The sequence below is a fragment of the Pseudomonas sp. TE3644 genome, assembly GCF_056278815.1.
Genome location: NZ_JBWBQF010000001.1, coordinates 5,949,071 through 5,964,272, shown reverse-complemented (window position 1 = coordinate 5,964,272; position 15,202 = coordinate 5,949,071). Strand labels below are relative to the sequence as shown.

General features: G+C 65.1%; 17 protein-coding genes. 16 read left to right on the top strand and 1 reads right to left on the bottom strand.

Going from position 1 to position 15,202, the window contains the following annotated elements; genetic code table 11:
• Positions 1 to 5 precede the first annotated feature (5 nt).
• The 16 genes from ACZ9GA_RS26395 to ACZ9GA_RS26320 all read left to right on the top strand — a co-directional run bounded on the left by ACZ9GA_RS26395 (position 6) and on the right by ACZ9GA_RS26320 (position 14,257).
• Complete coding sequence (locus ACZ9GA_RS26395; protein WP_457359624.1) at positions 6 to 1,424, top strand: FAD-dependent oxidoreductase; 1,419 nt, start codon at positions 6 to 8, stop codon at positions 1,422 to 1,424.
• 199 nt (positions 1,425 to 1,623) lie between these two features.
• Positions 1,624 to 2,688: a uroporphyrinogen decarboxylase gene (gene hemE, locus ACZ9GA_RS26390; RefSeq protein WP_457359626.1), complete on the top strand. Its 1,065-nt coding sequence runs from the start codon at positions 1,624 to 1,626 to the stop codon at positions 2,686 to 2,688.
• A gap of 108 nt (positions 2,689 to 2,796) precedes the next feature.
• Positions 2,797 to 4,254 carry a lytic polysaccharide monooxygenase gene (locus tag ACZ9GA_RS26385; RefSeq protein WP_457359628.1) on the top strand — a complete coding sequence of 486 codons (1,458 nt, stop codon included), beginning with the start codon at positions 2,797 to 2,799 and terminating at the stop codon, positions 4,252 to 4,254.
• Between the two features lie 59 nt (positions 4,255 to 4,313).
• Complete coding sequence (locus tag ACZ9GA_RS26380) at positions 4,314 to 4,823, top strand: cytochrome b (protein ID WP_457359630.1); 510 nt, start codon at positions 4,314 to 4,316, stop codon at positions 4,821 to 4,823.
• Positions 4,823 to 5,293, top strand: a complete 471-nt coding sequence (locus ACZ9GA_RS26375) for a type II secretion system protein N (RefSeq protein ID WP_457359632.1) — start codon at positions 4,823 to 4,825, stop codon at positions 5,291 to 5,293. The genes ACZ9GA_RS26380 and ACZ9GA_RS26375 overlap by 1 nt, the downstream gene beginning before the upstream one ends.
• Entirely contained in the window at positions 5,290 to 7,146 is a 1,857-nt protein-coding gene (gspD, locus tag ACZ9GA_RS26370) for a type II secretion system secretin GspD (protein ID WP_457359633.1), read from the top strand. Before ACZ9GA_RS26375 ends, gspD begins: the two co-directional genes overlap by 4 nt.
• The gene (gspE, locus tag ACZ9GA_RS26365; protein WP_457359635.1) at positions 7,143 to 8,591 is read left to right on the top strand and encodes a type II secretion system ATPase GspE; all 1,449 of its coding nucleotides are present in this window, start codon (positions 7,143 to 7,145) and stop codon (positions 8,589 to 8,591) included. Before gspD ends, gspE begins: the two co-directional genes overlap by 4 nt.
• Before the next feature lie 2 nt (positions 8,592 to 8,593).
• The gene (gene gspF, locus ACZ9GA_RS26360; protein ID WP_457359637.1) at positions 8,594 to 9,784 is read left to right on the top strand and encodes a type II secretion system inner membrane protein GspF; all 1,191 of its coding nucleotides are present in this window, start codon (positions 8,594 to 8,596) and stop codon (positions 9,782 to 9,784) included.
• Positions 9,784 to 10,218: a type II secretion system major pseudopilin GspG gene (gene gspG, locus ACZ9GA_RS26355; protein ID WP_457359639.1), complete on the top strand. Its 435-nt coding sequence runs from the start codon at positions 9,784 to 9,786 to the stop codon at positions 10,216 to 10,218. The genes gspF and gspG overlap by 1 nt, the downstream gene beginning before the upstream one ends.
• The gene (gene gspH, locus ACZ9GA_RS26350) at positions 10,215 to 10,673 is read left to right on the top strand and encodes a type II secretion system minor pseudopilin GspH (protein WP_457359640.1); all 459 of its coding nucleotides are present in this window, start codon (positions 10,215 to 10,217) and stop codon (positions 10,671 to 10,673) included. The genes gspG and gspH overlap by 4 nt, the downstream gene beginning before the upstream one ends.
• Positions 10,663 to 11,007 carry a type II secretion system minor pseudopilin GspI gene (gene gspI, locus ACZ9GA_RS26345; protein ID WP_457359642.1) on the top strand — a complete coding sequence of 115 codons (345 nt, stop codon included), beginning with the start codon at positions 10,663 to 10,665 and terminating at the stop codon, positions 11,005 to 11,007. Before gspH ends, gspI begins: the two co-directional genes overlap by 11 nt.
• Positions 11,000 to 11,521 (top strand): type II secretion system protein GspJ, encoded by a 522-nt coding sequence (locus tag ACZ9GA_RS26340; protein ID WP_457359644.1) that lies wholly within the window; start codon positions 11,000 to 11,002, stop codon positions 11,519 to 11,521. Before gspI ends, ACZ9GA_RS26340 begins: the two co-directional genes overlap by 8 nt.
• Positions 11,521 to 12,210 carry a hypothetical protein gene (locus ACZ9GA_RS26335; protein ID WP_457359646.1) on the top strand — a complete coding sequence of 230 codons (690 nt, stop codon included), beginning with the start codon at positions 11,521 to 11,523 and terminating at the stop codon, positions 12,208 to 12,210. The genes ACZ9GA_RS26340 and ACZ9GA_RS26335 overlap by 1 nt, the downstream gene beginning before the upstream one ends.
• Entirely contained in the window at positions 12,207 to 13,244 is a 1,038-nt protein-coding gene (locus tag ACZ9GA_RS26330) for a type II secretion system protein L (protein WP_457359648.1), read from the top strand. Before ACZ9GA_RS26335 ends, ACZ9GA_RS26330 begins: the two co-directional genes overlap by 4 nt.
• Positions 13,241 to 13,660 carry a type II secretion system protein GspM gene (gspM, locus tag ACZ9GA_RS26325; protein ID WP_457359650.1) on the top strand — a complete coding sequence of 140 codons (420 nt, stop codon included), beginning with the start codon at positions 13,241 to 13,243 and terminating at the stop codon, positions 13,658 to 13,660. Before ACZ9GA_RS26330 ends, gspM begins: the two co-directional genes overlap by 4 nt.
• A gap of 87 nt (positions 13,661 to 13,747) precedes the next feature.
• Positions 13,748 to 14,257, top strand: coding sequence for a cytochrome b (locus tag ACZ9GA_RS26320; RefSeq protein ID WP_457359652.1), 510 nt, complete (start codon positions 13,748 to 13,750; stop codon positions 14,255 to 14,257).
• A gap of 142 nt (positions 14,258 to 14,399) precedes the next feature.
• On the opposite strand, the gene ACZ9GA_RS26315 is transcribed toward ACZ9GA_RS26320, so the two are convergent.
• Positions 14,400 to 14,675: a hypothetical protein gene (locus ACZ9GA_RS26315; protein ID WP_455925174.1), complete on the bottom strand. Its 276-nt coding sequence runs from the start codon at positions 14,673 to 14,675 to the stop codon at positions 14,400 to 14,402.
• Positions 14,676 to 15,202: the final 527 nt, after the last annotated feature.

The following is a 15,202-nucleotide window of genomic DNA, read 5'->3' as shown; positions in this document are numbered from 1 at the left end:
TTAAAATGGCTGAACGTCTGAATAATGACTTCCAGTTCATCGAGGTCGGGCGCAAGGATCCGAAGAAGAAACTGTTGCGTCAGCGCAAGAAAGAGTTCGTGGAAATCTACGAACCCTTCAAACCCCAGCAGTCGGCCGACCAGGCCCACCGCTGCCTGGGTTGCGGTAACCCGTACTGCGAATGGAAGTGCCCGGTGCACAACTTCATTCCCAACTGGCTGAAGCTGGTGGCCGAGGGCAACATCCTCGCCGCCGCCGAGCTGTCGCACCAGACCAACACCCTGCCTGAAGTGTGCGGCCGGGTGTGCCCGCAAGACCGTCTGTGCGAGGGTGCCTGCACCCTCAACGACGGCTTCGGCGCGGTGACCATCGGTTCGGTGGAGAAGTACATCACCGACACGGCGTTCGCCATGGGCTGGCGTCCGGACATGTCCAAGGTCAAGCCGACCGGCAAGCGCGTCGCCATCATTGGCGCCGGCCCTGCTGGCCTGGGCTGTGCCGACGTGCTGGTACGTGGCGGCGTGACCCCGGTGGTGTTCGACAAGAACCCGGAAATCGGTGGCCTGCTGACCTTCGGCATCCCCGAGTTCAAGCTGGAAAAGACCGTGCTGAGCAATCGTCGCGAAGTCTTCACCGGCATGGGCATCGAGTTCCGCCTGAACACCGAGGTGGGCAAGGACGTGACCATGGAGCAACTGCTCGAAGAATACGATGCCGTATTCATGGGCATGGGCACCTACACCTACATGAAGGGCGGCTTCCCGGGCGAAGACCTGCCGGGCGTGCACGACGCGCTCGACTTCCTGATCGCCAACGTCAACCGCAACCTGGGCTTTGAAAAGTCGCCGGAAGATTTCGTCGACATGAAAGGCAAGAAGGTGGTGGTACTGGGCGGTGGCGACACCGCGATGGACTGCAACCGCACCTCCATCCGCCAGGGCGCCAAGGCCGTTACCTGTGCCTACCGCCGTGACGAAGCGAACATGCCGGGCTCGCGCAAAGAGGTGAAGAACGCCAAGGAAGAAGGCGTGAAGTTCCTCTACAACCGCCAGCCCATCGCCATTGTCGGTGAAGACAAGGTCGAAGGCGTCAAAGTGGTCGAGACCCGTCTCGGCGAGCCTGACGCCCGTGGCCGCCGCAGCCCCGAGCCGATCCCGGGTTCCGAAGAGATCATCCCGGCTGATGCCGTGGTCATCGCTTTCGGCTTCCGTCCAAGCCCGGCGCCGTGGTTCGAGCAGTTCAGCATCCAGACCGATAGCCAGGGCCGCGTTGTTGCGCCGGAACAGGGCAAGTACAAGCACCAGACCAGCAACCCGAAGATCTTCGCCGGTGGCGACATGGTGCGTGGTTCTGACCTGGTGGTGACGGCGATCTTCGAAGGCCGCAACGCCGCCGAAGGGATCCTGGATTACCTGGAAGTCTGATCCGATACCGCGTCGTACCATTCGCGGGCAGAGCCCGCTCCCACAGGGGCCAGTACATGCCCTGTGGGAGCGGGCTCTGCCCGCGAAGCCTTTATAAACGCCGCGGCAAATCGCCCCGATAGATAAAAGGCACGGCGCACGCCGTGCCTTTTGCGTTCCAGTCTGGGAAAATGCTGGCACTTATCTGCCGGATGCTCCCATGACTGCCCTGAAGAACGACCGTTTCCTTCGTGCCCTGCTCAAGCAACCCGTCGACGTCACCCCCGTGTGGATGATGCGTCAGGCTGGTCGCTACCTGCCTGAATACCGCGCCAGCCGCGCCAAGGCCGGTGATTTCATGAGCCTGTGCATGAACCCGGCGTTCGCCTGCGAAGTCACTATGCAACCGCTGGAACGCTACCCGCTGGATGCGGCCATTCTGTTCTCCGACATCCTTACCATCCCCGACGCCATGGGCCAGGGCCTGTACTTCGAGACCGGCGAGGGCCCACGCTTCAAGAAAGTGGTCAGCACCCTGGCCGACATCGAAGCCCTGCCGATCCCCGATCCGCAAAAAGACCTGGGCTACGTGATGGACGCTGTCAGCACCATCCGCCGCGAACTCAACGGCCGCGTACCGCTGATCGGCTTCTCGGGCAGCCCGTGGACCCTGGCCACCTACATGGTCGAAGGCGGTTCGTCGAAAGACTTCCGCAAGACCAAGGCCATGCTCTACGACAACCCGCAAGCCATGCACCTGCTGCTGGACAAACTGGCCCAGTCGGTCACCAGCTACCTCAACGGCCAGATCCTGGCCGGCGCCCAGGCCGTGCAGATTTTCGATACCTGGGGCGGCAACCTGTCGGCTGCGGCGTACCAGGAGTTCTCGCTGGCCTACATGAAGAAAATCGTCAGCGGCCTGATCCGCGAACACGAAGGCCGCAAAGTGCCGGTCATCCTGTTCACCAAGAACGGCGGCCTGTGGCTGGAAAGCATCGCCGACGCCGGCGCCGACGCGCTGGGCCTGGACTGGACGTGCGACCTGGGCGAAGCCCGTCGCCGCGTGGGCAACAAGGTGGCCCTGCAGGGCAACATGGACCCGACCGTGCTGTACGCCAAGCCCGAAGCCATCCGCGCTGAAGTGGCGCGCATCCTGGCCAGCTACGGCAATGGCACTGGCCACGTGTTCAACCTGGGCCATGGCATCACGCCGGAAGTGGACCCGGCGCATGCGGGCGCGTTCATCAACGCCGTGCATGAGTTTTCGGCGCAGTACCACCAGTAAGCAAGGCTTCAGAAAATTCCACCTGTAGTTTAGGAATCGTCTGACAGCCGGTTCCTACGGCGTTTCTTAGACTCCTCCCTCTTCAGATTTGAACAGGGAGGTACGAAGATGAAATTCGCAATGCAACCCAGGGCCGCGCTGCTTGGCGCGGCTGCCTTGGCCACTGCCTGTACGGCACTGCTGGCCAGCCAACAAGCCGCCGCTCACGGCTACATGAGTTTCCCACCTTCGCGCGCCAAGCTTTGCCAGGACCGCGTCAACACCGATTGCGGTGGCGCTCAGTACGAGCCGCACAGCGTCGGCGAGACACTCAAGGGTTTCCCGGCCACAGGCCCGGCAGACGGTAAACTGGCCAGCGGTATCGCGCGTTTCGGTGCCATGGATGCCCAGTCGGCAACCCGTTGGCACAAAACCGAGATCACCGACCGTGAGATCGCCTTCGACTGGCGGTTCACCACCGCGCATTCCACCACCGGCTGGGAGTACTTCATTACCCGGGTGGGTTGGAACCCCAATGAACCCCTGACCCGTGCCAGCTTCGACCTGACACCCTTCTGTACCGTGGCATTCGGTGGTGGCTTCCCCACCGGTGGTTCAAACGCCAACCCCGGCGATCTGGCGAAAAAACATCAGTGCACGCTGCCTGCCGACCGCCAGGGTCACCACGTGATCTACGGGGTGTGGACCGTCAACGACACCGCCAATGCGTTCTACAACGCGGTGGACGTGGATATCCAGACCGACCCCTACGACGATGGCTGGAAAAACGTGGGCTCCTTCGCGCCGCTGCCACCGTTGATCGCTGGTGACGTGGTGACCGCACGGGCGTTCACCGACAGCGGTGAAAGTGCGCCGTACTCGGTCTCCCTGGCCATCGACAGTAATGAACTGGGCCACCAGGACAACTGGAGCCTGGCGCTGGCGCACAAGCTCAACGCCGCGCAGCCACTGGTGCGTGCGGGTCAGCGCAACGCTGAAGGGCAGATCGAGGCCCAGCGTGGCATGAACCTGTTCTACGCCCAGCCCGAAAGCGGCGTGGTCAGCTACCAGATGGACTTCCAGTTGGTGGGGGACCCAGGGGCGTTCGCGCGCATGGAGGACCTGCTGCCCGAGTACGAACTGCAGCAGGGCCGCGTCGATGTCGACCTGAAGGTGGCCACCAACCGCACGCTGAATGTCGAAGTCACGGTTTTCGATGCCCAGCACAAGGCCGTCGGCACTGCCCGCCAGATCGTCGACGGCACCACGGCGCCGCTGAGTATCGCCGTGCGTTCGGCGCCGGGCCCGCACCAGGTCAAGCTGCTGGCACGCAGCGATGACGGCCGCATCAACCTGCAGGCACTGCAGGACGTGACCCTGACCGGTGAGGCCGGTGGCGGGGATTACGAGTATGTCTACGGCGAGGGCGTGGAGCACTACAAAGGTGGCACCACGGTGCTGCAGACAGACGGCAAGGTCTATCGCTGCCTGTCGGACCAGGTCGCACCTTGGTGTCGGAACACTTCCCCCGTGCACTACGCACCGGGTGTCGGGCATGCCTGGCAGTCCGCCTGGGAAGCGCTTTGACGTTGTCGCCGAACCGCCGGGCGAGTGCTTCGCCCGGCTCCTCGCCTGAGTTGAAGCCCATGAACACACAGTACTTCACTCCCCTGCAGATAACGCTGCACTGGCTGTCTGCGGGTGTCATCCTCTGGGCGCTGGGCAGCGGCTTCCTGGTTGCTTTCGCGGACCTGGCCGCAGCCACCGAGGCGTGGGTCAGCGCCCTCAATATCTCGTTGACCGCGCTGTTGATCCCGCTGTTCGCGTTGCGCATGGGGCTGGCCTGGCGTCACCGCCACCAGCGCCGGCATACCCCCGGCCTGATGGGGGCGCTGGCGCGCCACGCCCACCTGGGCCTGTACGCCATCACTGTGCTGGTGCTGATAACCGGCATTGCGATGATGGACCGCCAGATTCGGATATTCGGTCTGATCAGCTTCGCCCCACCGCTGACCGACCCCGCGCTATTGACGTGGTTTCACGGCCTCCATCGATATGCCTGCGCGGTGCTGGGCATCATGGTAGTGCTGCATGTTGCCACCGTACTGTTCCACCAGTGGCGCCGCACCCCGGTGCTGCGACGGATGTGGTACTGATGGCCTGGCCGCAGGTGTTGCTCAAGTGGCTGGCCCCGCTGCTGGTGCTGCTGTGGGCCGGGTGGCAGGCCACTCAGGAGTATCGGTTGCGTCAGGTGCCGGCCTTGGTGGCGTTGCCTGCGCCTGTGCCTGCGCCCGGCGCTTTTGACGGCACCGGCATCGCCACGCTGTTTGGCCTGGCCCCCGCACCTGCGGCAGGCAGCGCCTCCCACGCGGTGCGGGCGATAGTGGCCGAACGCTCCGGTCAGGGCCGTGCGCTGATCAGCAGCAACGGTCATGAAGGCTTTTACCGGGTAGGTGACAGGTTGCCGTCAGGGGCGGTACTGCGTCGCGTCGAGCCTGGACGGGTGGTGCTGTGGCACGGCCGTCGCGAGCAGGTGCTGGGCCTGGCCAGCGCGCCATCCTGGCTTGCTGCCCGCGCGCCCGGCCTGCCAGCCCAGCGCCACCTGCGCCCAGGGCCGCCACCATGAGGCGCTGGATCTGCGCGGCCGCGCTGAGCCTCGCCCCTTGGTGCATGGCCCCCTGGAGCATGGCCGATGAAGAGCGCTGGTACCTGAGCATGCAGGATGCCGAGTTGCGCGACGTGGTGCAGGAAATGTCGACCATCCTGGGGACCACGGTGGTGCTCGATGCGCGAGTCAAAGGCCGCATTACCGTGCACTCCGACCGCGAGCTGGACCGGGCCGGGGTGCGCGAACTGTTCTATTCAGTGCTCGATACCCACGGCTTTGCCGCCGTCGCCGACGGCCAGCAATTGCTGATCGTGCCCGCCGCCGAGGCCAAGGCGCGCTCCGGCAGCGAGGCCCGTAGCCAGTTCGTCACCCGCGTGGTGCCCCTGGGTGCGGCCAGTGCCGCCGATTTGAGCAGCTTGCTGCGCCCGCTGATTTCCGCCAACGGTTACCTTGGCCCTTCGGCTTCGGCCAATGCCCTGGTGATCACCGACGCGGCGCGTAACGTGGAGCGCCTGGTGGGCATCGTCCAGCGCCTGGACACCGGCGAGCATCTGGCCCATGACGTGATCGAACTGCGGTTGGGGCTGGCGACCGATGTTGCCAAGGTCATGGAGCAGTCCTTGACCAAGGCGGCAGGGGAGGCCGGCAGCCAGGTGATTGCCGACCCGCGCAGCAACCGCTTGATCATCATCGGCGCGAAGCCTGCGCGTGAGCGCCTGGCACGGCTGGCGCGCTCACTGGACACTGATGCCAGCCGCAAGACTGACAACTCGCGGGTGGTGCGGCTGCGCCATGGCGACGCGACGCAATTGGCGCAGGTGCTGGATGGCATTGCCCAGCAGATGGGCCAGGCCGTACCGGCCGGCGCAGGCAAGGCCACCATGAAGGCGGCCGGTGAGGTGCTGGTGCGGGCCGACCAGAGCCAGAATGCGCTGGTGCTGATCGCCGAACCCGCCCAGCTGAACATGTTGGCGCGCATTGTCGAGCAACTGGACCTGCCCCGCGCCCAGGTGCTGATCCACGCGGCCATCGTTGAAATGTCCGGCGATGTCAAAGAGGCGCTCGGCGTGCAGTGGGCTTTCAACAGCGGCAACGCGGGCGGCGCCATCAATTTTCCGGGCACCGGTATCAGCATCGGCTCGCTGCTGGGCAAAGGCGAACTGAGTTTGCCCGAGGGCGTGGTGCTGGGCGCCGGCACTGACCGCTTCGGTGTGCTGGTCAGTGCCCTGGCCAGCAGCAGCCACAACAACCTGCTGTCCACGCCCAGCCTGCTGACCCTGGACAATCAGCCGGCGGAAATCCTGGTGGGCCAGAACGTGCCGTTCCAGACGGGTTCCTACACCACCTCGGGCAATGGCGCCGACAACCCCTTCACCACCGTGGAGCGCAAGGATGTGGGTATCAGCCTGAAGATTCTGCCGCACATCAACGAAGGGGCCACGCTGCGCCTGGAAGTGGAGCAGGAGAGCTCGGAGATTGCCGCCGCGTCGGCCGGCACCAAAGACCTGATCACCAATAAGCGATCGCTCAAAAGCACCATCCTGGTCGACGACGGCGAGATCATCGTCATCGGTGGCCTGATGAAGGACAGCGTTCGCCACCAGGAGTCGGGTGTGCCACTGCTGCGCAATATCCCGTGGCTGGGTGGCCTGTTTCGCTGGCGCAGCGAGGTGCAGGAGAAGACCAATCTCATGGTGTTCCTGCGCCCCACCATTGTCCGTGGACAGGCCGCTTTGCAGGGGTTGAGCGAAGGCAGCTATGAACGGTTGCGTGGCGCGGATGGCCGCGCGCCCTTGCTGCACCCGCGCCTGGAGCAGGTGTTCGATGGGCCGACGGTCGATATGCGCCGTACTGGAGGGAAAGCGCCATGAGCACCTTGCCGTTTGCATTCGCCCAGCGCTTCGGTGTGCTGTTGGATCAGGGTTGCCTGTGGCTGCGCGAGGATGCCCCCCTGACAGCCGTGACCGAGGGGCTGCGCCTGATGCCGCCGCAGGCGTCACTGCAGGTGCTCGGGGCGGCCGAATTTGCCAGCCAGCTGGCTCGCTGCTATCAGGAGGGGCACAGCGCGGCCGAGCAGATGGCCCAGGGGCTGGATGGCGACCTGGACTTGCTGCAGGTGGCCGAGCAGTTGCCGCGTACCGCCGATTTGCTGGAGCAGGAGGGTGATGCGCCGATCATTCGTCTGATCAATGCCCTGCTTGGCCAGGCCGTGCGCGAGAAAGCCTCGGACGTACACCTGGAGACGTTCGAGCACAGCATGGTGGTGCGCCTGCGCATTGATGGCCAATTGCGTGAGGTGCTGCGACCACGGCGCGAACTGGCCAGCCTGTTGGTGTCGCGGATCAAGGTCATGGCGCGCCTGGACATCGCCGAACGGCGCCTGCCACAGGATGGGCGCATGGCCCTGCGCCTGGCGGGGCATGAGGTGGACGTGCGCGTCTCGACCTTGCCCTCTGCCCACGGCGAGCGGGTGGTGCTGCGCCTGCTGGACAAGCAGGCTGGCCGTTTCGATCTGTCGGCCCTGGGCATGGCCAGCGACACGCTGAGTCGCTGGCGCGACGTGCTGGCGCGGCCCCATGGCATCGTGCTGGTGACCGGGCCCACGGGTTCAGGCAAGACCACCAGCCTGTATGCGGCGCTGGAGCGGCTCAACGACAGTTCGCGCAACATCCTCACCGTCGAGGACCCGGTGGAGTACCACTTGCCCGGGATTGGCCAGATTCCCGTCAATCCACGGGTGGACATGACCTTTGCCCGTGGCCTGCGGGCCATACTTCGCCAGGACCCGGACGTGGTCATGGTCGGCGAAATCCGCGATGGCGAAACCGCGCAGGTGGCGGTCCAGGCATCGCTGACGGGGCATCTGGTGCTGTCCACGCTGCACACCAACAGCGCGGTCAGCGCCATCACCCGTCTGTTGGACATGGGGGTGGATGCGTACCTGCTGGCCTCGTCGTTGACTGCCGTGCTGGCGCAGCGGCTGGTGCGCACGCTGTGTGGTGCCTGCAAGGTGGCCCATGACGTGGGCGCGCAGGATTTGAGGCGCCTGGGGCTGGCCGTTGCGCCCACCGCGACGCTGTACCGCGCGGCAGGTTGCGAGCACTGCCTTCAGGGCTATCGCGGACGCCAGGGCATTTACGAGCTGGTGGTCATGGACCCTGCGCTCGCCTCGATGGTGCATGCCGGCGCCGCAGAGGGCGACTTGCTGAACGTTGCCCGCCAGGCCGGCCCCGGCCTGTTCGAGGATGGCCTGCGGCTGGTTCTGGCTGGCCAGACCAGCATCGACGAGCTGTTGCGCGTCACCGGGGCGACCTAGGCATGGCGCATTTTCGCTATCGCGCCCGCAACGCCGAGGGTCGCACGCTGCGAGGTGTGCAAACGGCGGACAGTGCCCGTGTTGCCCGGCAGGCATTGCGTGATCGCGGGCTGGTCGTGGAGTCGATGGTGGTCAGTCATCATGGCCCTGGCGGCGTCAGGCTGGGCAGTGCGCAGCTGGCATTGTTTACCTGCCAATTGGCCACGTTGGTGCAGGCTGCCCTGCCGCTGGAGGAGGCCTTGAACGCGGTTGCCGGCCAAACCGCCCGGCCAGCCGTGGCCGCGCTGATCCAGGCGCTGCGCCTGCGGGTTGTCGAAGGCCATGGGTTGGCCGATGCCCTTGGGGAGCACCCCAACAGCTTCCCTGAGTTGTATCGCGCCACCGTGGCTGCCGGTGAAAGCAGTGGTCATCTTGGCCTGGTCCTGGAGCAATTGGCCGATTACACCCAGGCGCGCCAGCAAGCGCGTCAGCGCATCCAGATGGCATTGGTGTACCCCCTGATTCTGTTTGTGGCGTGTACGGGGATCGTCGGGTTCCTGCTGGGCTTCGTGGTGCCTGATGTGGTGGGGATGTTTGCCGACAGCGGCCAGGCCCTCCCGTGGCTGACCCAGGCGTTGATCGTGCTCAGCGACGGGGTCAGCGGCCATGGCCTGTGGGGGCTGGGGCTGATTGCGCTGGCTGGCGTCGCTGCGCGCGCCGCCTTGCGCCGACCGGCCCTGCGTCTGCGCTGGCATGGCACGCTGCTGCGCCTGCCGCTGCTGGGGCGGACCCTGCGGGCGATGGACGCGGCGCGTTTTGCCAGCACCCTGGCCATCCTGGGGCATAGCGCGGTGCCGCTGCTGGACGCCTTGCACATTGCCGCCAGCGTGGTGGGCAACCTCGGCATCCGCACCCGCCTGCTGCAGGCGGCCGAGGCGGTGCGCCAGGGCAGCAGCCTCACCCACGCGCTGACCCAGGCCGGTGACATGCCACCGATGATGTTGCACCTGATCGCCTGCGGTGAACGCGTAGGCGAACTCAACCCCATGCTTGAGCGCGCCGCCCAGCAGCAGGAAAAGACCCTCGCCGCCCAGCTCGCGCTCCTGGTCGGCCTGTTCGAACCCTTGATGCTGGTGGTGATGGGGGGCGTGGTGCTGCTGATCGTCCTGGCCATCCTGCTGCCCATTCTCAGCCTCAACCAACTGGTGACTTGATGCACATGCGGCAACGTGGTTTTACCCTGATCGAAATCATGATCGTGGTGGTGATCATCGGCGTGCTGGGCGCGCTGGTGGTGCCGCAATTCATGGGCCGGCCCGACCAGGCCAAGGTCGTTGCCGCGCGCAGTGACCTGCAGGCCATCGCCACCGCGCTGGAAATGTACCGGCTCGACAACCACGCCTATCCCTCCAGCCAGCAAGGGCTCAAGGCCCTGGTGCAGCGGCCCGTGGGGCTGCCCGAGGCGCGGGCCTGGAACCCCCAGGGCTATTTGCGCCGTGTGCCGGTGGATCCTTGGGGCACGGCGTATCAGTACATCAACCCGGGCCAGCGCTCCCCCGGCCACTACGATCTGTACTCCCTGGGGGCCGATGGCTTACCTGACGGGGAGGGCATGGCCGCGGATATCGGCAATTGGCAGCAACCATGAACGCCCCCGGCATGCAGGGCTTTACGTTGCTGGAGACACTGTTGGTGATGGTGCTGATCGGTGTGCTGGTGGGCATGGTCAGCCTGGTCGCCGGGCCTACGCCTGGGCGTGAGGCACGCGAGCAGGCGGCTGGCGTCGTCCGTCTGGTCCAGGCCGTCAGGGAAAGCGCCGTGCTGGAGGGGCGTGAATACGGGTTGCTGTTCAACGTTGAGGGTTATCGCCTGCTGCGGCTTGAGGCAGGCGGCTGGCAGCCTGTGGGCGCGTTTCAACGCAGCGGCGACCTGGCCTGGCAGTGGCGGCAGGCACCCCTTGATGCCGATGCCACGGTGCCGCAGATAACCGTGTGGAGCAGCGACGAATACAGCCCGTTTGAGCTGCATTTGCAGGCACAGGGCAAGGCGCTGCTGATCGTCGAAGGTGATGGTTTGAACGAGCCGGTCTGGCATGAAGCCTGAGCGTGGCTTCACCCTGCTGGAAATGATGGTGGCGCTGGCGGTGTTCGCGGTCATGGCGGTTGCGGTGCTGGGCGCCAGCCAGTTCGTGCTGCGCCAGGCCGGGCAGTTGCAAGAGCGGCAGTTCGCACTGTGGATTCTGGACAACCATCTTGCCCACCTGGTGTTCGAACCTGATCGCTTTCGCAGCCGCAAGTCTCAAACCATCGATTTTGGCGGCCGCCGCTGGCTGTTGCAGCAAGCCCGGGAGGGCGACACGGTTCGGGTGCAACTGCGGTTGGAGGCCGACGGTAGTCGCGTGCACACCCTTGATGCCTGGAGGACCTGGGGTGGATAGGCAGCACGGTTTCACCTTGCTGGAACTGCTGATTGCCCTGGCGCTGTTCGCCTTGCTGGGCGTGGGCTGCTGGCAGTTGTTCGACACCGTGATCCGCGCCCAGCGCATCGCGGCTGAACAGGCGCAGGGTTTGCGCAGCCTGCAACGGTCGCTGGCAGTCGTGGAACGTGACGTTCTGCACCTTTTGCCGCGCTCATTACGCCTGACCCCTGATGGTTTGCAATTGCTGCGAGGCAACTGGCGCAACCCGCTGGGGCAGCCGCGCAGTGAGTATCAGCAGGTCAGCCATGGCCTGGTTTCGTCGGCCTGGCGCCGTGAAGGGCAGGGGGCGGCCCACAGTCAGCGTTTGCTGGACGGGGTGCAGCAACTGCAATGGCGCGTGCGCGACCAGGAAGGTGTCTGGCACCTGCGTTGGCCCACTGGTACGCGTCGCGCGGTGGCCCTTGAGCTGAGCCTGTCCACGGCGCGTTACCCGCACGTACGCCGTGTATGGCTACTGTCGGACGGCCGCTGATGCCACATCATCAAAGGGGGATCGCGCTGATCAGCGTGCTGCTGGTCATGACCCTGGCGGTGCTGATCACGGCCGGCATGGTCCGCGAGCACCGTTTGCTGGTGCGCAGCAGCGCCTGGCAACTACAGGCACTGCAGTTGCGCCAATGGGCGCTGAGCGCCGAACAATGGGCACAGGGCCAGTTGCCGCGCCAGGCTGGGCCGGTGACGCTCGACCAGCCCTGGGCCCAGGTGCAGGCGCCCTGGGCACCGGCAAGTGGGCAGTTGGAGGTTGTGATCGAGGATCTGGCGGGGCGTGCCAATCAGCCTGCTGCTGGCCACCCGGGCCTGACGAGTCAGGCATCAACCGCCGTGGCCCATTTACCGCCTCATGCCGGCTTGAACATCAACACCGCAGGGCTGGCCGCCATGCAAACGGCGGGACTGGCGCCGGAGGTTGCCCGGCAGCTCATCGCCAATCGTCCTGCCCAGGGGTACACCAGCGTTACCGCCGCCCTGGGCGGGCAGGTACCGGCAACCCCGGTGCTTAGCATTTCCAGCCGCTGGTTTCAGGTGCGGGCGCGCGCGTCTATAGGCGGGCGTGGTGTGCAGTTGATCAGCGACTTTGAACTTGAGCGCAACAGCCGTCGCCCAGTGCTGCGGCAGCGGCGCTTGTTGCCGTTCAGCGAAACGGGAGAACACTGGCCATGACTGCCTGGTTGTACTTGTTGCCCGAGGGCCTCGACAAGCCCGGTGCGCAGTGGCCTTGCCTGCTGTACCGGCCAGGTGAGCCGGCGCGCGCCACGGCGCTCGATGCACTGGGCGTCGAGCCTGTGCGCGTGGTACTGCCCATGGAACTGTTCGGCTGGCTGCGCACCGAGCCGTGGCCTGGGCGCCGTCCTTCAACCCTGGCGATTGCGTATGCGCTGGAGGAGCAGATGGCCGGCGACCTTGAGGCTTTGCAGCTGTTCGTGACCGGTGCCGACCCTACCCGGCGCTACTGCCTGTGGTTCACCGAGCGCGAGCGCTTCGCTTCGGTAATGGGCGTGCTGCAAGGGGTAAACCTGCTGGCTGTGCACATTGACGCCGACCTGCTGCCCAGCCAGATTCCCTGCGGGCTCTGGTGGGGTGGCCGCTGGTTGCTGGGCGGTGCCTTGCCTGCGCGGCTGGCCCTTTCAACCGAGGGCCTGGCGCTGCTGAAAGAACGCCTGCCGGGCGATATGCAATGGTTCGGGGACGATGCCTGCTGGCGGCCGACCCGCCCAGGCTTGGACCTGATGGCCGGTAAGCCGCATGCATGGCTGTTCCCCTGGCGCAGCGTGCTGGCCAGCGCCATGGCAATGGGCTTGCTGGCGAGCGTGTTCACCCTGGCCCGTGCCCAGCATATTGATCAGCAAGCCCAGACACTATCGCAGGCCAACACCGAGCGTTTCGAGCACCTGTTCGCGCAACAACGGCATGTGGTGGACGTGGCGACTCGGCTGCGCCTTGCCCAACGTCCGCGCCAATCCCCGCAAAACACAGAAATGGATCGCCTGGCACAGCTGGTGACAATGATCGCGGCCAGCCCGCAGCTGGAGGTAGAGCGCATTGCCTGGCGCCCCCGCGAAGGCTGGGCTGTCGACGTCAGCACGGTGCACCCGCAGGCCCTGGCATTGCTGCAACCGCCACTCCAGGTACAGCCCGGTACCTCGGTCGAAGGACGAAGCAGGGCTACCGTGGTGTGGGCCGGGGACCCGCCATGAGAAGCTACTGGCATCAGCGCTCCGTTCGCGAGCGGCGTGGGTTGCAGGGCCTGGGAATATTCCTCGCTGTGGTCATCGGCTATGTCGGCGCCTGGTTACCCGCGCGCGAATACCTGGCGCAGGTGCGCATCGAGCACCAGCAACAGCTGCAATTGCAGCACGCCCTGGCTGCTATCGATCATCCAGGGAAAATGCCGCTGGCAGACCGGCTGCGCGAGAGCGCCGAGCGGGGCAACGTGACCCTGCGGGAGCTGACCGTCGAGCGCGGCAGCTTGCATCTGTTGGCAAGCGGCGAGGCGTTGGCGCTGCTGCGTTGGCTGGCAAGCCTGGAGCACATGGGCAACCGTTGGCAAAGCCTGGAAACACTGCGCCAGGAGGACGAGTTGGTGGTGCGCCTGCGCATGGTCGACGGGTGACCCGTTGCTTTTGAAATGCAAAGAGTTACCATTCCATTTCGTGCGATAATATTGTTTCGCTATCATCCTGATTGCCAGCCAGCCGCCATGAAACCAGCCCACTACACCCCCGCCCAGCTAGTCCTGCATTGGCTGTCCGCAGCCTTCATCCTCTGGGCATTGGTGATGGGTTTCTCGGTGATGCTGCTCGACGTCACGCCCATCTTCAAGGCCACTATCGCCGGCCTCAACGTATCCCTGTCGATTCTGTTCATCCCCGTATTCGCCGTGCGCACCTGGCTGCGCCTGCGCCACTTGCGCGACCATGGCCACCGGCCGGGTGAGCGGCTGGCCGGGGTTATCCACAACGTCATCTACGCCGTCACCGCCTTGGTGCTGCTGACGGGCGTGCTGATGATGGACCGGCCCATCCAGGTGTTTGACTGGGTGACCCTGCCGCAGCCGATTGCGGACCCGGTGTGGGATCATCGTTTCCATACCCTGCATGCCGGGTGCAACGGGTTGCTGGGGGTGCTGGTGGCGCTGCATGTGCTGGCGGTGGTGAAGCATGAGGTGGTGGGCAAGCCGGTGTTGCGGCGGATGTGGGTGGCGCGCTGACCGCTGTCTCACGGGGGAGACGCGCCTCCTGTAGCCGCTGCCGAAGGCTGCGCTGGCCCTGTGCCTCGCTGAAGATTTCCAGTGCTCATAAGGGCCAGCGCAGCCTGACGGCAGCGGCTACAGGGCTGAATGCGCGTCCACGTCAGCGCAGCGCCTCCCCGGCATGGCTGCGCTGGTCAAGGATGTTCAGCGCCGCGCAGCCTGGCTCCAGCAGTAGATAGGCTGCCAGGGCGAAGTGGCTGAGGTCCGAGTCTTCAGTGGCATGGGCGTTCAGGCACGCCAGGCTCTTGAGCATGTTGTTGGCGGCGCGCATGCGCACGTCGGTGAACTCCAGCAGGTCGGCCATGGGGGCTTGGGCGTCGAGGTGGAGGATGGGGTGCGAGGTGAAGTTGGATGCTATTGGTACGAAACGGGTCATGGTTGAGCCTTCTGTCAGGAGTTGATTGGCCACGCGTCGCTGCTAAACGATCAGGTGGCAACTGCACACGGATTAGCAGACCGGGTCACTCCCACCCCGGCGCATCCGAAGATGCCCCATGTGCAGTAGCCATAAACTGAGGGCGATACGAAACGCCTCGGTCCAACGACGAGCTGCATGGGGAGTGAGCCGGACTGCTAAATCCAGGCCGCTGAAAACGCGACCGCCGGACTATGCGGCCACACTTCCCCTTCAACAACCCCACTTCCGGCCTTTGGGAAATGTCCTTCAAGACTTTCGGATTCTATAAAGAATTTGTAGGACCAGCCCGCCCCAAGCGTGAGCAGATGTAACCCCCGCACTTTGTGAAGGCCTGCTGCCGCAGGTTGCGCTGTTTTCAGTGCACGCGAAGGCACCCGCAGCCTGGCGGCAGCGATGGGATTGATGGATGGTATCGGCGAGCGGACGGGGAAATCAGAAACGAGAAGGCCCTGCAATGCAGGGCCATGACATACCTAGTCTCTTCA

Bases quoted from the DNA above. Each gene is read 5' to 3' on its own strand.
- ACZ9GA_RS26395 (WP_457359624.1), top strand. From the start codon at position 6: ATGGCTGAACGTCTGAATAATGACTTCCAGTTCATCGAGGTCGGGCGC.
- hemE (WP_457359626.1), top strand. From the start codon at position 1,624: ATGACTGCCCTGAAGAACGACCGTTTCCTTCGTGCCCTGCTCAAGCAA.
- ACZ9GA_RS26385 (WP_457359628.1), top strand. From the start codon at position 2,797: ATGAAATTCGCAATGCAACCCAGGGCCGCGCTGCTTGGCGCGGCTGCC.
- ACZ9GA_RS26380 (WP_457359630.1), top strand. From the start codon at position 4,314: ATGAACACACAGTACTTCACTCCCCTGCAGATAACGCTGCACTGGCTG.
- ACZ9GA_RS26375 (WP_457359632.1), top strand. From the start codon at position 4,823: ATGGCCTGGCCGCAGGTGTTGCTCAAGTGGCTGGCCCCGCTGCTGGTG.
- gspD (WP_457359633.1), top strand. From the start codon at position 5,290: ATGAGGCGCTGGATCTGCGCGGCCGCGCTGAGCCTCGCCCCTTGGTGC.
- gspE (WP_457359635.1), top strand. From the start codon at position 7,143: ATGAGCACCTTGCCGTTTGCATTCGCCCAGCGCTTCGGTGTGCTGTTG.
- gspF (WP_457359637.1), top strand. From the start codon at position 8,594: ATGGCGCATTTTCGCTATCGCGCCCGCAACGCCGAGGGTCGCACGCTG.
- gspG (WP_457359639.1), top strand. From the start codon at position 9,784: ATGCACATGCGGCAACGTGGTTTTACCCTGATCGAAATCATGATCGTG.
- gspH (WP_457359640.1), top strand. From the start codon at position 10,215: ATGAACGCCCCCGGCATGCAGGGCTTTACGTTGCTGGAGACACTGTTG.
- gspI (WP_457359642.1), top strand. From the start codon at position 10,663: ATGAAGCCTGAGCGTGGCTTCACCCTGCTGGAAATGATGGTGGCGCTG.
- ACZ9GA_RS26335 (WP_457359646.1), top strand. From the start codon at position 11,521: ATGCCACATCATCAAAGGGGGATCGCGCTGATCAGCGTGCTGCTGGTC.
- ACZ9GA_RS26330 (WP_457359648.1), top strand. From the start codon at position 12,207: ATGACTGCCTGGTTGTACTTGTTGCCCGAGGGCCTCGACAAGCCCGGT.
- gspM (WP_457359650.1), top strand. From the start codon at position 13,241: ATGAGAAGCTACTGGCATCAGCGCTCCGTTCGCGAGCGGCGTGGGTTG.
- ACZ9GA_RS26320 (WP_457359652.1), top strand. From the start codon at position 13,748: ATGAAACCAGCCCACTACACCCCCGCCCAGCTAGTCCTGCATTGGCTG.
- ACZ9GA_RS26315 (WP_455925174.1), bottom strand. From the start codon at position 14,675: ATGACCCGTTTCGTACCAATAGCATCCAACTTCACCTCGCACCCCATC.